The organism is Streptomyces sp. NPDC041796, from assembly GCF_055590785.1.
Genome location: NZ_JBVJAH010000017.1, coordinates 113091 through 127329, shown reverse-complemented (window position 1 = coordinate 127329; position 14239 = coordinate 113091). Strand labels below are relative to the sequence as shown.

The window sequence follows — 14239 nt, the reverse complement described above, 5'->3', positions numbered from 1 at the left end:
TCAGCCTTCCAGTACCGTGCGCAGGTCCCACAGGGTGCGCCAGGTGGCGGAACCCTGCTCGGCGCGCCGCCGGACCGGGCCGTCCCAGTAGCCGCGCAGCCGGGCCGCGTCGGCGGGGTCGTCCTTGCGGACAACGCCGAGCAGATGCCCCGGCAGCAGCCCGAGGACATCGCGGTCGCCGGGGAAGTACGCCGCGGCCAGACCCAGCGTGCCGGCGACGGACACGGCCTCGGCGGTGCTCATCGCGGTGGACGGACGCTCCACCTCCCAGCCTTCCGCCGACCGGCCTTCCCGCAGATCGCGGAAGGCCGTCACCAGGGCTTCCAGCACGGCGTCGTCGACCTGGAAGGGCGCTCCGGCGCGTTCCACCGAGGCCCGTGCCTGGCTGCGTACCAGGGCGGTCTCGGCGTCGAGGTCGGAGATCGGGCCGACCGTCTCGAAGTTGAAGCGGCGCTTGAGCGCGGCGGACATCTCCGAGACGCCGGTGTCGCGCAGGTTGGCGGTGGCGATGAGGTTGAAGCCGGGCGCGGCGTGCGCCAACGCATCCTGGCCGCCGGCCAGTTCGGGCACGGCGATGCGCCGTTCCGACAGCAGCGAGACCAGGGAGTCCTGCACCTCGGGCAGACAGCGCGTGACCTCCTCGACCCGGGCGATGGCGCCCCGGCTCATGGCGGTGAGCACGGGCGAGGGCACCAAGGCCTTCCGGCTCGGGCCCTGGGCCAGCAGCAGGGCGTAGTTCCAGCCGTACTTGAGCTGGTCCTCGGTGGTGCCTGCCGTGCCCTGCACGACGAGCCCGCTGGTGCCGCTCACGGCTGCCGACAGCAGCTCGGACAGCATCGACTTGGCCGTGCCGGGCTCGCCGACGAGCAGCAGACCGCGCTCGCCGGCGAGCGTGACGACACACCGCTCGACCAGCGCCCGGTCGCCGACGAACTTGCCGGACACGACCAGCCGCCGGGGCACGCCGTCCGGCACCTGAGCGGTGTCGGGCAGCCGCAGCGCCTGGCCGCCGCTGCCCATGACGAACGTGACGACGGCACGGGGCGTGAGCCGCCAGGCGGGCGGGCGCGGCCCGTCGTCGTAGGCGGCGAGGAAGGCCAGCTCGGTGGCGTACAGATCCTCGGGCGGGACGATCTGACGGGCCGTGTCGGGGGTGTGGGTGGTGGTCATGGCTGCGGGTCTTCCGGTCGGTCGGGCTGGGCGGAGGCTTGGGCTGGGGCTGTTCTCATCGGCGCCGTCCCTTGCGGACCGTCCGGGTTGTGAGTTTTTCGTAGGCGGGCGCGTCGCCGGATTGCACGCGCTGCCAGGCACGGGCGAACAGTTCGGGGACCGGGAGTACTGGAACGGTGCGCAGGCGTTCGTGGATCGGGTAGAGGCCCTCCTTCCAGGTCTCCACAGGCAGCGCGGCCCCCTTCAGGTCGCGCCAGCCGCAGGGCAGGAAGAGCGTGCGCCCGGCCCGCGCCCGCTTGGCCTCGACGACGAGGTCGGTCGCGGCCAGCTCGGCCCGGGCCTTCTTCAGCCGGGCGGGCTTCCAGCCGGTCCAGCGGGCGCAGTTGCGGTCCGTGGGGTCGGGCAGGGCCAACAGCTGGAGGTAGAGCGCCGCCGCGTCCTCGCTCAGGCCATGGGCCGAGGAGACCTCGGCAACCAGCACGGGCGCGCCGACCATCGGGTCCTGGGCGTACCCAACGGGCCCCTCGGGGTCGGTGCCTGCCGTGAGGGTCCGGGCGAGGTCGTCGGACAGGATCTTGTGCAGCGCCCGCAGTCCGGCGCCCCGCAGTGGACCGACCAGCCCGTCCAGCAGACCGAAGACGGCGTCGTCCGGACCGGTGAGCCCGGCCGGGCGGACCAGTGTGGTCTCGCCGTCGCGGTGCCATGGGCGCAGCACCAGTGCCTCGCCGACGCGGGTGAGCCCGTGCGCGTCGGCGCCGCCGGTGGCCGGGAGTCCGTACGCCTTGCGGATCTCGACGGCGGTCGGGCTGCCCTTCTCCGTCCACTCGACGTCGAGGTCGAGCAGCAGCTCCGGGTCGGCGACGCGACGGCGCACTGCGGCGAGGCCCTCGGGCAGGGCGGCGCGCAACCGGTGGCCGTAGGGCAGGCCGTAGGCGAGCGAGGCCAGGGAGGCGGCAGCCGCCACGAGGTCTCCCCTGGCCGGGAGGGCCGTGGGATCCTCCGGGGCGAGGTTGCCGTCCTTGTCGGGGCGCAGGACGGTCGTCCGGCTGATCCAGGGAGTGCGCCCGGGGTTGAGTACGGCCCCGGCTGCGGCGCAGGGCAGACCGGCGAGGTCGGCCGAGACGTCCTCGGGCAGACGCACGACGGATCCGAGCCGTTCGGCCCACACCCGGCCCGCGGCGTCGATGTCCGGCCCGGTCGTCCACAGCTCGGCGGGGTCGGCGGGCAGCAGCGCCCCGAGGAGCGCCGTGCGGTCCTCGGCGGACAGCGAGCCCAGCATGCCGTTGGCCTGGTCCATCTGCCGCGGCTTCAGGCCCATCAGGGCGAGTGCGTCGGCGTAGCGGTCGTGCGGCTGGGCGGCGAGCAGCACGGTGGCCTGGAGCGGACCGAGCCCCCCGCGCGTCGCGGCGGCGAGCGCGTCGGCCGCCTCGGGCCGCCACGGCGCGGCAGCCTTGTCCCGGATCAGGCGGGCGACGGCGGCGAGCTCGTCGGCGGGGAGCACCGACCGGTGCCGGGTCTCCTCCTCCAGGGTGAAGTGCGCGACCGTGCCGAACGTTCCGGTGGGGTCGTGGTCCAGGGCGAGCCAGTGCACCTGGCCGCGGGAGGTGTCGATGCGCTGACAGCCGAGGACGACGACGGTACGTCCGTCTCGGCGCAGGACCTGGCCCACGCGCTGGTGCTTCTCGGCCGGCTCGGCCAGGACGATCTCCCGCAATGTCGTCCCGGGCGCGGCGAGCGGTCCCTCGGCCAGGGCCTCGAACAGCAGGAGCAGCGCTTCGCGTTCGGTGTCGGGCACGGTCGGCGAGGCCGCGCGGTAGGCGAGCGGCCGCAGGACGCCCAGCAGCGACGGCCAGATCGTGCCGATGCCGGGGATCGTCAGCTCGTCGCTCTGCCAGCCGTCGCCGAGCCGGGCGGCACGTCCGTGCTCGGCGGGCAGTGGCTTGCCCTCGGCGGGGTGCCCGGACAGGACGTGGTTGACCGCCCGGACCTGGCGGAGCACGGTCCACCGGTGCTCGCTGTGCCATCCGCCCCACAGGTGGGCGATGCCGGCGGTGGCCTCGCGCAGTGTCCGGTCGTCGCCGTGCTCGGGGCTGTAGTCGGCGAACATGCCCTCGGTGCGCCGCTTGTCCGGTATCACGCGCTGGGCGGGGGGCTCGGTGAGGGCGGTGGCCGACTCGGTGAGCCGCAGCGCCGTGCGGACCAGGGAGGAGACGCCGATGAGCAGCCGCTCGTGGGTGAGTTCGGGCAGCGCCGAGGTGATGGCCCGCAGGAGGAACTCGTCGGTGCCGGCGATACTTCCGCGCGTGGCCTCGTCCGCCGCGGCGATCTGAGCCTGCCGCTCCGCCAGGGCAGCGGATCCCGCCAGCAGGAGCTCGGCCGCCCGTTCGTCGCCCAGAGCGCGCAGTACGGCCGAGCCCCGCTCGTCGCGAGGGCGCAGGGCGTGCCAATAGGGGACCGGCGGTACGAACCGAGTACCGGCGGCGAACTCGCTGCCCCGGTCGCCCAGCGTCACCCGGCCGAGCAGGCCGCCCTCGGTGGTGTCGTCAGCCGCGAACAGGGCGACGTGCCCGTCGAGGAGCGCGGCGACGGGCTCGGCGCCCCCGGGCAGCCGCAGGGTGCCGAGCGGAATACCGCGCGTCATGGTGACCGTACGGCCGTCCGGCGTGCCGGCGGTCGTCCGCTTCTCGTCGCCGTCCTTCTCCGTGCGCACCCAGCGTCCGAGGACCGTGCCGTCGGTGCCGAACGGGCTGTGCTCGAGGCCGGGTTGCAGCGGCAGGACCTCGCACACCGCGTGGTGCAGCGACGCGTCCTCGCGTACGCCGGACGCCAGGAGGGCGGGCAGCGAGGCACGCCCGTGCGTGCCGGTTGCCGGGTCGTACTCCAGCCACACCTGCTGCCGGCCCTGCCTGCCCTGGCGCCACAGGGTGGTGCCGTCGCTGATCACCATGCGGCTCGGCGGCAGCACGGTGTCCCCGGCGTGCAGGGTGCGGCCGCCGGTGGCCCGGCCGCCGCCGGGCAGCGGGATCGAGGGCAAGCCGACGTGATGGCCGTACGAGTAGCCGAGTTGCTCGCCGCCGAGGGTGAACACCTCCGAAGGCCGGGCGGACCAGTATCCGAACTGCTTGCCGTCGTGCCGCCACATCACCAGCAGTTCCCCGTCGGTGTAGCGGAACTGCGGGCGGCTCCAGCGGTCCAGTTGCACGGGCAGGCGCAGGTCGTGTTCGAGCAGCACTTTCTCCGGGCCGACGACGAACGCCTTGTTCCCCCGGGAGACGATCAGTGCCGGCCAGGCCTCGGTGACCGCCAGCTCGTTGTGGTGATCCTTGGGGCGGGTCTCGGCGTCGAGCAGCCGCAGCGCCTCGTCGAGGGCGGGCCAGCCCAGCTCGTCCATGGTGCCCGCGCGCAGGGTGCGGCCGAGCAGCGGTGCGATCTCATGGGCGGCGACCCGGGCGACGGCGTCGGCGGCCACCGGGGCGGCCACCGGGCGGAAGGGCCGCAGCCGGTCCAGAGCCTCGCGGGCTCCGGGCAGGCCGGTCGCGCGGGTGAAGTCCCCGGCCGTGTCGCAGAGCCACTCGCGCAGTACTTCGCCCAGCACCGGGTGCGCGGCGAGCGTCTCCAGCACCTCGGACGAGGGCCGAATGCCGCCCAGGGCGCCGATCGCCTCGTAGAGCAGGCGCCGCAGCCGCGGGTCGGCGGCGGTGGCCGTCAGGTCGCGGCGGCCGGGGCCGGTCTCGCGCAGTCGGCGGTCGAGGGCCAGGTGGACGGGCGTCTGCGGGTCGGGGACCGACAGCGGGATGCCCTGCGCCGCACACAGGTCCAGCAGGTCGAGGTCGGCGCCCGCGTGCCAGCGGCCGGTGAAGAGGTCGACCGCCCGGCCGTCCGCGCGCAGGCGGGGCGCCATCCGCTCGACGAGCGCGAGGGTGGCCGGGGAGCGGTCGGAGAACGAGCCGCCGTGCTTGCGGTGCGTGGCCCAGCGCCCGAGCCACTCGGCGGCGTCGACCGACTCGGCCGCCTCGGTGTCCTCACCGGTCAGCAGGCGGTCGGCACCGGTTTCCGCCAGCAGCGCCAGCCAGAACTCGTCGTCCTCGACCTTGCGCCCCAGACCGGTCGGCATGATCTCCAGCAGCCGCGTCCGCGCGGACGGCTGCTGCTCGGCGAGGACACACAGTGTGGCCCGGTAGGTGTTCCAGAAGGAGGAGGGGGCGCGGACCGCGGCCGGGGAGGCGATCAGGTCGGCGACCAGGGAGCACTCCTCGGTGACCCGTGACAGTCCCGCCGCCTTGATCAGGCTCCGGGCGTCCTGCGGCAGCGACGCGTACGGTGGCATGCCGGCCGCGCAGCGCTCCACCGTCAGCTGCCGGTACTGCGCCCACGCCTCGACCGGGTCGAGCCGGCGGGCGAGGTCCTTCACATGCTCCTTGAGGGCCTTGACCGTCAGCGCCCCCGCGAACGCGAACTCCAGGAACACCGCCCGCTGCCGGTCCTCGTCGACGTCGAGCGCGTGCACCCGCTCGGCCTCGCGCGCCTTGCCGAAGAAGGCCGAGGCGTACGTCGTGTTCTCGTGCTGGAGGAAGATCCGTGCCGCCTGCTCGTAGAACGTCGGCAGGAAGTGCGGGACCGCGCGGCCGAGCCGCTCGCCGAGGGCCTCGAAGCCCTCCTTGGCGGTGCCCGGACGGGACTTGGCCTGGCGGGCGAGCCGTTCGACGTCCTTGACCAGGGCCAGCGCGTGATGGCCGTTGGCCGGGTCGTTGACCAGCGCCCAGGCGGGAAAGCCCAGGGTCTCCCGGCGCACCTGGCCCACCTCGGGGGTCTCCGGCTCTCGGGCGAGGCCGAGGAACTCCAGGGCGAGGTCCTCGGCCTCGCCGAGGGTGCCCGGCACGAGCCGGACGACACGCCGGCCGTCCAGGGCGGGGTGGGTGTAGGTGCGGACAGTGAGGGTGTCGGCGTCCTCGCGGGCGGTGGTGCCCGGCGGCAGGACGGCGCCCGCGTCCAGCAGCGCGGCCGCGGTGGTGTCGTCGCAGGTGCTCATGCGGCCTTCTCCTCGTCCTCGATGTCGCGCCCGGCGTACAGCGCGGCCGCCATGCGCATGCCCTCCGACCAGACGACCGGCCCGACCTGACCGAGTCTCAGCGCTCGTCCCGAGCCGTCCGTGAACGTCAGCGGGCCGGTCTCGGTCTCCAGGTAGGTGTCGTAGTCGCCTGTCCAGACCCGGGCCTCGACCGTGCGGCCGTCTTCTCGCAGGGAGCAGACGGCGTCGCCGCCGCGGACCCGGTAGCCGAGCTGGGTGGCCCTGCCGTGCAGGAAGCGCAGCTCCTTGAAGACCCCGCCCGCGTAGTCCTCGACGGCGGTGGCCTCGGTGTCCAGATCCGCGGGGCGGTGCCACACCTCGCGGAAGAGCTGTTGGGCGCGCTGCTCCAGGCCGAGTTCGACGGCGAACTCCCGCAGCTCCTCCAGGTCGTCGAGGAGCACCGGATGCGGGATGCGGACGAGGCCGGGGCTGATGCGCACCGTGTCACCGTCGAGGTCGACGAGGCCCAGCCCACGGTCGAGGTCGGCGTCCCGGAGGAATCCGGCGACCTCGCCGTCGGGTCCGGTGACCACGAGGTCGCGCAGTGCGCTCTGCCAGGCGGGATCGGGCCATACCTGGGCGATGACCGCCAAGGGCACCGGAAGCGAGCGCACCATCCACCGCTCCACGTCGGCGAGGCACTGGCGTTCGTGCCGCTCCAGCCATTCGACGAGCTGCCGCAGTCCCACCACGGCGGGATCGTCGGCGAGCTTGGCCGGCACGGACTTCAGCCGCCGCCCCGCCGCATTGCGGCAGACCACTTTCCCGGCGTCCAGAGCGACCTCGTAATCGCCCGCCGTCACCCACCCCACACGTGCCTCCCCGCACTTCAGTGATCAAGTGAGGGGAACTCTAGGGCAGACCACTGACAACGCCCTCCACGGCATCATGCACCTGGTCGACGCGGGGCGTCGGGGCCCTTGCACAGCAGGACGCGTTCGGCCGCGCCGTCGGGCGGGCCGCTCCGATGTGCCCGAACGCGCCACCGCACCGCTGTCCTGCCTGCGGGGACGTCGGCGACGCACCAGGACGAGACGTACGTCCGCGGCGTTGTCAGTGGTGGCAGGCAGGATGACGGTCATGACAACACCTGCAGCTGTCATCGTGGATGCCGCCGCCTACGCCCGGGCCGTCGAGGACGCGGTGAAGGCGTCGGCCGCCTACTACACGGGCGGCACCTCACCGTGGACGCATGATGGCGAACGGCAGGCAGCTGGCCCGGCTGCCGCTCACCGACGCTCCCTGCGGAGCTGGCGGCCCAGCTGGCCGATCACGAGGATCCGCAGGTACGGCTCGCGGGCTCCGCGTGACCCGAGCCGACAGAGGATCAGCGGGCTGCGATCGACTGGACGGTGCGGTCCGAGGACCGGCTGCACGTCCTGAAGTGGGTGTAACGCTCACGCGGGGACGAGGACGTGTTGCGCCGTCGCGATCGGCGCACACCTGGCTGCGGCGCTCTGGTGCGCTGTGCGAGGAGCTGCCCGAGGACTGCGTGCGGCTCCTCGCCGACGACAAGGACTTCGACCGTACGACTGATGCTCGCCGAGCGGCATCCGAAGCGCCGCCGGATCTGCTGTGCGACCTGAATCTGCACGGCCCTCACCGGGCCGTCGACATGCTCGTCACCCGGCCGAATTTCCTGTCGGCCGGCCACGCGGCAGCGGCCAACACAGCATTGCCCGTGGCGGAGATACGGGCCCTGCTCGACCGGGCGGGGGTGCCGGAGCCGCCGGGCCGGTGACCTTGGTCCCGACAACGAGAGATCCACTGGATTCCGGTCCGGGAAGTCGAGACCTTGTCCACGGGCAACGAGGACGAAGCTGCGCCCCGCGCGACGGAGGAGAACGCCCAGACGCGCTCCGCTGCTGTCGCCGCTGCTCCCGCCGTCCCAGCGCGCGCCGCCGGGACGGCGTCGACGTCGCCGCGCCTGGTCCTGTGCCCATACGCCGGTTGGGGCAACCCGAGGCCCAGTGTCGAGGCATCGGTGATGGACGTCCTCTCAACGGTGGCACGCGCGTACGAAGGGCACGTATGTGGGCACGAACAGCACCCCTACGAGCCATTCGAAGACGACATGGACCTGTATCTTGACCGGCTTCCCGGCGCGCTGGAGATTCTGGGCGAGCCCGAAACGGTGAGGCTGGGAAACCTTGACCTCGACGACCAGGACTAGGACGACGACTTCCGGAACGAGGAAAGGGCCTTGACCGGTCCGGAGTCGCTGGAGTGCTGGCGCTGTCCGAGCAACCTCGACGGATTCGCCCGGGTAGCCCTCGACTACATCGGCGGCTGAGGGCGGCGGGGAGCGGGCGGGCGTTGCGGTTCGACGCCGGGGTGGCTCCGCTCGCGGCGGCCGACCGTGATGCACGTGCTGAGCCGGGCCTGACCCGGCGGCCGGCCCTGACCCGGCGGATCCCCCTCGTCCGCCCACCGGAACGGAGGCTCCGCCGCCCGGGCACACTGGGGGCAATGAGCGTGCGGCGCGGTAGCCCTGCGGACAGCGCCGCACGCCGGACGGGCCATCAGCGGACGGCGGGCCTAGTGAAGTCCGTGCCGGAGATGATGATCGGGCGCGAGATCAGCTTCAACCGGTACTCCATGCTCACGTCGTCGATGAGGAACGGCATCCGGTTCCTGTTGTCCTCGATCACCATGAACGTGAGGGTGACCTTCTGCGGCGACGTGCTGTAGAACGCGTCGGGCAGGGTGAGCGAAACCTTCTCGTAGGCGCCTGCGGTGCCGCCCTTGTTCATGCGGCTGTGCAGCTCGTGACTCTGCCCGTTCTCGGCGGTGGCCTCGACGACCAGCTGGCGGAAGCCGAAGTCCGGCGAGTCCGCGCGGACCACGTCGCTGCGAAGCCAGAACGTCAGCACCGGAACCTTGTACGCCGGCACGGTGATCTGCTGGGAGATGCGACTGATGCCGGTGTAGCCCGTTCCGCCGAGTTCGGCCTTGCCGACGCCGGAATGGGCGGGCCAGGCCGAGGAGCTGTTGACGGGGTGCCCGCCGAAGGGTGTCACGTACTCGCTCCAGGACGCGTTGCCGCTCTCGAAGCCGGGGTTCGCAATCTCGGACGTGCCGGCGCTGGCGCTCGGTGCGGCGATGAAGGCCGCTGCGGCAGCGAGGGCGGTGGAGGCGGCGAGTATGCCGGCTCTCCGTGCTTTCTTTCTCATGGTTCTCCTGGCTGTTTCCTGATTCCGGTAACCGGGCCCGCCCGCAACAGCCCCAACGGTCGACCCACGCGCCTCCGACGGCTCGTCAGGAGGTGGTACGGCCGGGCCATGCCCGCGGACACGGTGGTCACCCGTGTCGAACCGCGCGGCACACTGTAGCGTCCGCGCGGGGCAGTACGACACGAACGGTGTCACACGGTGCCTGAGGAGCGTCCAAGGGCCCGTCCGCACGGGGCGGGTCCCCCGGAACGGCGCTCAGGGGCTCTCTGTTTGACCGCAGGCCGACTTCACCCCGCCGATCGACGCCGCCATAGCGCCGGAGCGCTGGGTCAACGCTGCTGACCGGTACACCGCTCGCTTCGATGAGGGTGGGCAACTGCTGCCCGGACACAGCCCGCGCCGGAGCGACGCCGGTCACCCGTTCGCGGGGCGCGAGGCGGAGATCGCCGCCTTGGCCGCCAGGCTCACAGAATCGATCGGCTTGCGTGCCGTTCGGGCTGCCACCGCCGACCATGCGCCATGTGTTCGAAGGCGTGCCGGTGCACCACCAGAACTTCTCGGAGCAGCAAAATCCCTCACGGCAACAGGGGCCACGCCAGCGGTAGATCTCAGGGGGCGGACTGCCGGTCCGGTCAGCCCATCTCGCTGCTGAGGCGGTGCAGCAACGCTGCAGTCATGGCGTTGAGGGCCACGGCGTCCGCACGGGTCCATGCCGCCCCGGCGATGGCGCCGTCGTTGTGCTGAGGGCCACTGGCCTGGTTGAACGCCGCCTGGATCACTTCGGCGTATCCGTCGGCCTGTACGGCGATCCGGTCGAGGAGGAGCCCGTACCGGTCGGCCTGGTCCTGCTCGTCCCTCTTCTTGGCTACGCCGCTGGGCCACACGCCCAGGGACCGCATCGCGCCCAGCGCGAGACGGGTCTCGCGGATCGCGTCCGGATACTCGCCGGCCGTGATCTGCCGGTCAGCCGCGCGCAGATGCTCGGCGGCCCGCCGGAGCGGGCCGTGCACCATCGGCAACGGGACCGTGATGGTGAATGACGCGGCCAGGCCCACCGACTCGAGCTGTTGCTCCCACGAGCTCGCTGCCACTCGCCGGGTCTCCTGCACATGGGCGAAGGGATGTGCTGTGCTCTGCGGCAGGGTTCCGTCCAGGTTCAGCAGGACGGCGAGGTCGGCGCCTGCGCGGTGTTCCTCCAGAGCGAGGAGCTGGGCGGAGGTGACGGGGACGACCAGGTCCACCGCCACGGTGTGCGCCTTGGTACACAGCGGAACGTGTGTGGGGAGGAAGGAGCCGATCCAGCCGATCCCTTCGGCCGCGCGGAGTTCGCCCGCGATCGTGGCGTGGTTGACGCCGTCGGCGACGCTGATCGGTTCGGCCTCCAGGCGTATGGCGAGGCGGTGGGCGCCCAGGCCGGGCAGGAGCCCGATCGCCGCGGGCCCGTGCTGTTCTGGTGCCCGCAGCCGCAGTTGTGTGCCGTCCTCGAACTTCATGTCCGCAACCATCCGGCCGCCTCCCTCGATTCCGAGGGTGATTGTCCTCTGCAAGCCGTCGGACGCGCATCGGAATTCAGGCAACTTCCAGTGCGGAGAGCGGCGGGATCCGGGGCGGGGCGCCTGCACGGGACGCGGGAGCGTGAGAGGGCGGCCCCGCGCAACGTGCGAATGGAAGGCGTGACCACCAAGCCCTGCCGTCCTGTCGGTGCGGGCAAGGCAGAAACGTGCGGGGCCGGGTAGAAGTAGCACCCCCGGAGGGCGCAGCAGAGTGACGGGTGCTCCGGCCGGGTGGGGCTACAGGCCAGGTGCTCGTCTGCCCGAGTCGTAAGGCTGGTGGTCGGCTGACTGCTGGGGGTTCTCGTGGAGGAAACCGTAGAGCGAGGGCGGCGGGGGCTGGGCAAGTTGCCGATCGAACAGGTGGGTCAGCGGTGCCCTGCAGGGTCCGCTCGCGGGTCTGGCTCGAAAAGGGCGACATGCTCGGCCAGGCTCTCCCGCAACTCCCGCTCGGAGATCGGCATGACCATTGCCTGAAGGAGTGGGTCGTCGGGTTGCCCGAGAACGGTGTCCACAGCGCGCTTGACGCGCGCCAGCGTGTCCAGGCCGGCCCAGCCCTCAGGTTCGTCGAGCCTCAGCGCCATCAGGGCCATGCCGTAGTGGACGATCTCTCGGCCTTCCATGACGTCAAGTCGGCGGGCGCGCTCGGCCCGAGCCATGACCTGGGCCACGATGACGGGCTGGAGCTCCAACTGCCACAGGGAGAGGGTCAACGGCCGGGCCGGACCGAGTTCGTCCTCAGTCGTCGATGCCGCGCACACAGCGTTGACGAGCCGGTGCCCGAGCTCCGCCAGGTCGGTGGGGTAAGGCACGGTGAGAGTGAGGGTCGCGGGAACCAGCGTCCAGCGGGGATCGTGGGGATCGATTTCAGAAGTCACGTCGCCGAGCTTACGAAACTTAGGAGCCCTCAGACGGACGAACCCGGACACGCCCAACGAGTGAGTCGCTGAGCTGCGGACTCTTGGCGCCGTCGTTGCGGGCACCGACCCAGACGGTGACGATGCCGTCCCGCCTGTGGACTCGGTCAGCATCCGCAGTCGCCGCCGGATCGGCAGCCGACGAACTGCCGTGGCGACCAAGCGTGTTCGGGTACGCACAACGCTGCGGCGACAAGGGCGACGCCGATATGATTTGTCCGCTCGGCAACGTGTTGCCGCAGGTTGTCATGGAGGGGGCCCCTTGGAACCGCTGTCGCCCGATGATCCACGTAAGGTCGGTCCCTATCAGATTGTCGCGCGGCTGGGCAGTGGCGGGATGGGCCGGGTCTATCTCGCCCGTTCGCCGGGCAATCGGCAGGTCGCCGTCAAGGTGATCCGGCCCGACCTCGCGCAGGAGTACGACTTCCGCAGACGGTTCGCCAGGGAAGTGGCCGCCTCGCGGTCGGTGAGCGGGCTGTTCACCGCCGGGGTGGTCGACGCGGACCCCACGGGAACCCCACCGTGGCTTGCGACCGCCTACATCCCGGGCCCGTCGCTCCATGACGCGGTGGTCGCCTCGGGGGCGTTGCCGGAGCGTTCGGTTCGGGCGCTGGGCGTGGGGCTCGTGGAGGCGCTCGCGGCGATCCACCGCGCCGACGTGGTGCACCGGGACCTCAAGCCGGGCAATGTGCTGCTGGCCCAGGACGGGCCGCGGGTCATCGACTTCGGGATTTCCCGTGTCGGCGCGGCCAGCGTGCTGACCGAGGTCGGCACCACCATGGGCTCCCCCGGATACATTTCGCCCGAGCAGATCCAGGGCGGCCGCGTGGGACCCCCTACGGACGTGTTCTCCCTCGGCGCCGTACTGGCGTTCGCCGCGACCGGCAACGGACCGTTCGGCGTGGGCTCGGTGCCCGTGATCCTGTACCGCATCGTGCATGAGCCGCCGGACCTCGGTGATGTGCCACCGGGGCTCCGGCAGGTCATCGACTCCTGTCTGGACAAGGATCCCGAGTGCCGGCCCACTCTCGGCGAGCTCGCTCACGCGCTCGGCGAAGGCCGCGCTGTCACGGAGCTGTTCGTGCCGGGCTGGCTGCCCCGTACGGTGCCGCCGGGCACCATGGATCCCCGGGCCATCCTTGCCCGCGGGCCCGCGGCCGCCCCCTCGGCCGCCTCGTCGGTGCAGCACGCCTCCGTCCTGGAAGCACCCGCGCCGACCCCTGCCGAGCCGGACCTCGCCGACGCGGTCCCCGAGAGGCCGCGTGCCGGGCCGAGCCGCAGGCAGTTCCTCCTCGCCTCCGGCGGTCTGGCCGCCTCCGGGGCACTGGGATACGCCGGGCTGCGGTTCCTGCGCACGGAGAACGAGCCGTCGGGTACCCGGCTGTGGCGATTCCCCACCACGGGGACACTCGTCAACTACCCGCGGGTCGCCGGTGATCTGGTGTACGCGGCGAGCAACGACGGCACCTTGTACGCCGTGGACGTCGGCTCGGGCGAACAGCGGTGGGCGTACACCACGGACGCGGCACTCGGCTCGGCCCCCTTCATCCTCGGTGGTGTGGCGTACCTGGGAAGCGACGACGGCAAGCTGTACGCCCTCGACGCGGAGAGCGGCCGCCGCCGGTGGACGTTCGCGACCGGCGGCATCGTGCACTCCCCTGTGGTGACGGGAGGCGTCGCGTACATCGGCAGCGCGGACGGGTACCTGTACGCCGTCAAGGTGGACGACGGTGGTCGCCTGTGGCGGTTCAGGACGGGCAACGACACCCACTCCCCCGTCGTCGCGGGCGAGACGGTCTACGTCGGCTGCAGCGACACCAATCTGTACGCCGTGGACGCCCACGCGGGCACGGTCCGCTGGAAGTTCACCACGGCGGGCGCCGTCTCGTGGTTCCCCGCGGTGGACGCCGGTCTGGTGTTCTTCACCAGCACGGACGGAAAGCTGTACGCCGTGGAGGCCACGTCGGGAAAGCTGGTCTGGAAGGCCGACGGCGTGGCGGCGCAGGCCGGTCCGGTGGCCGCCCGGGGCACGGTGTTCGCCGGTGGCGGGCGCCGGCTGCACGCCTGGGACGCGGCCGGCGGCGAGCACCGCTGGACTCTCGACACCGAAGGTGATGTGTCCGCCCCCGCGGTGTCGGACGGGGTGGTGTACGTGGGCAGCAGCGACCAGCTCCTGTACGCCGTGGACGCCGGGAGCGGCAAGGCGCGCTGGAAGCACACCGCCGCGGCCTCGGTGCATCCGCCCACCGTGACCACGGGCGCCGTCTATTTCGGTGGCTCCGACAACAACCTCTACTCCGTCCGGATCTGATCGGCTGGAACCACACGTGCACGCTGTGTGTCTTAGGCGTCGCACACAGC

The 14239-nt window shown here is 72.1% G+C and carries 9 protein-coding genes; 3 read left to right on the top strand and 6 right to left on the bottom strand.

Features of this window, described 5'->3' with window-relative positions; genetic code table 11:
• The 3 genes from ACZ6C1_RS29250 to ACZ6C1_RS29240 are packed head-to-tail and all read right to left on the bottom strand — an operon-like array spanning position 1 to position 7050.
• Positions 1-1170: an ATP-binding protein gene (locus ACZ6C1_RS29250; RefSeq protein ID WP_469244840.1), complete on the bottom strand. Its 1170-nt coding sequence runs from the start codon at positions 1168-1170 to the stop codon at positions 1-3.
• Positions 1171-1225: 55 nt separating this feature from the next.
• Entirely contained in the window at positions 1226-6199 is a 4974-nt protein-coding gene (locus ACZ6C1_RS29245) for a hypothetical protein (RefSeq protein WP_469244838.1), read from the bottom strand.
• Positions 6196-7050 carry a DUF4132 domain-containing protein gene (locus ACZ6C1_RS29240; protein ID WP_469244836.1) on the bottom strand — a complete coding sequence of 285 codons (855 nt, stop codon included), beginning with the start codon at positions 7048-7050 and terminating at the stop codon, positions 6196-6198. Before ACZ6C1_RS29240 ends, ACZ6C1_RS29245 begins: the two co-directional genes overlap by 4 nt.
• A gap of 680 nt (positions 7051-7730) precedes the next feature.
• Here ACZ6C1_RS29240 and ACZ6C1_RS29235 point away from each other — a divergent pair.
• Together ACZ6C1_RS29235 and ACZ6C1_RS29230 are read left to right on the top strand one after the other, a co-directional pair.
• Positions 7731-7979 carry a hypothetical protein gene (locus ACZ6C1_RS29235; protein ID WP_469244834.1) on the top strand — a complete coding sequence of 83 codons (249 nt, stop codon included), beginning with the start codon at positions 7731-7733 and terminating at the stop codon, positions 7977-7979.
• 54 nt (positions 7980-8033) lie between these two features.
• On the top strand, positions 8034-8411 hold the full coding sequence (locus tag ACZ6C1_RS29230; RefSeq protein WP_469244832.1) for a hypothetical protein: 378 nt from the start codon (positions 8034-8036) through the stop codon (positions 8409-8411).
• A gap of 349 nt (positions 8412-8760) precedes the next feature.
• Here the strand turns inward: ACZ6C1_RS29230 and ACZ6C1_RS29225 are convergent, their stop codons facing one another.
• From ACZ6C1_RS29225 to ACZ6C1_RS29215, 3 genes are all read right to left on the bottom strand, one after another.
• Positions 8761-9411 (bottom strand): hypothetical protein, encoded by a 651-nt coding sequence (locus ACZ6C1_RS29225; RefSeq protein ID WP_469244830.1) that lies wholly within the window; start codon positions 9409-9411, stop codon positions 8761-8763.
• 632 nt (positions 9412-10043) lie between these two features.
• On the bottom strand, positions 10044-10916 hold the full coding sequence (locus ACZ6C1_RS29220) for a hypothetical protein (RefSeq protein ID WP_469244829.1): 873 nt from the start codon (positions 10914-10916) through the stop codon (positions 10044-10046).
• Positions 10917-11329: 413 nt separating this feature from the next.
• Positions 11330-11839 (bottom strand): hypothetical protein, encoded by a 510-nt coding sequence (locus ACZ6C1_RS29215; protein ID WP_469244827.1) that lies wholly within the window; start codon positions 11837-11839, stop codon positions 11330-11332.
• Between the two features lie 301 nt (positions 11840-12140).
• On the opposite strand from ACZ6C1_RS29215, the gene ACZ6C1_RS29210 reads away from it, so the two are divergent.
• A complete protein-coding gene (locus ACZ6C1_RS29210; RefSeq protein WP_469244825.1) occupies positions 12141-14189 on the top strand; it encodes an outer membrane protein assembly factor BamB family protein in 2049 nt (682 codons plus the stop codon).
• Positions 14190-14239 lie beyond the last annotated feature (50 nt).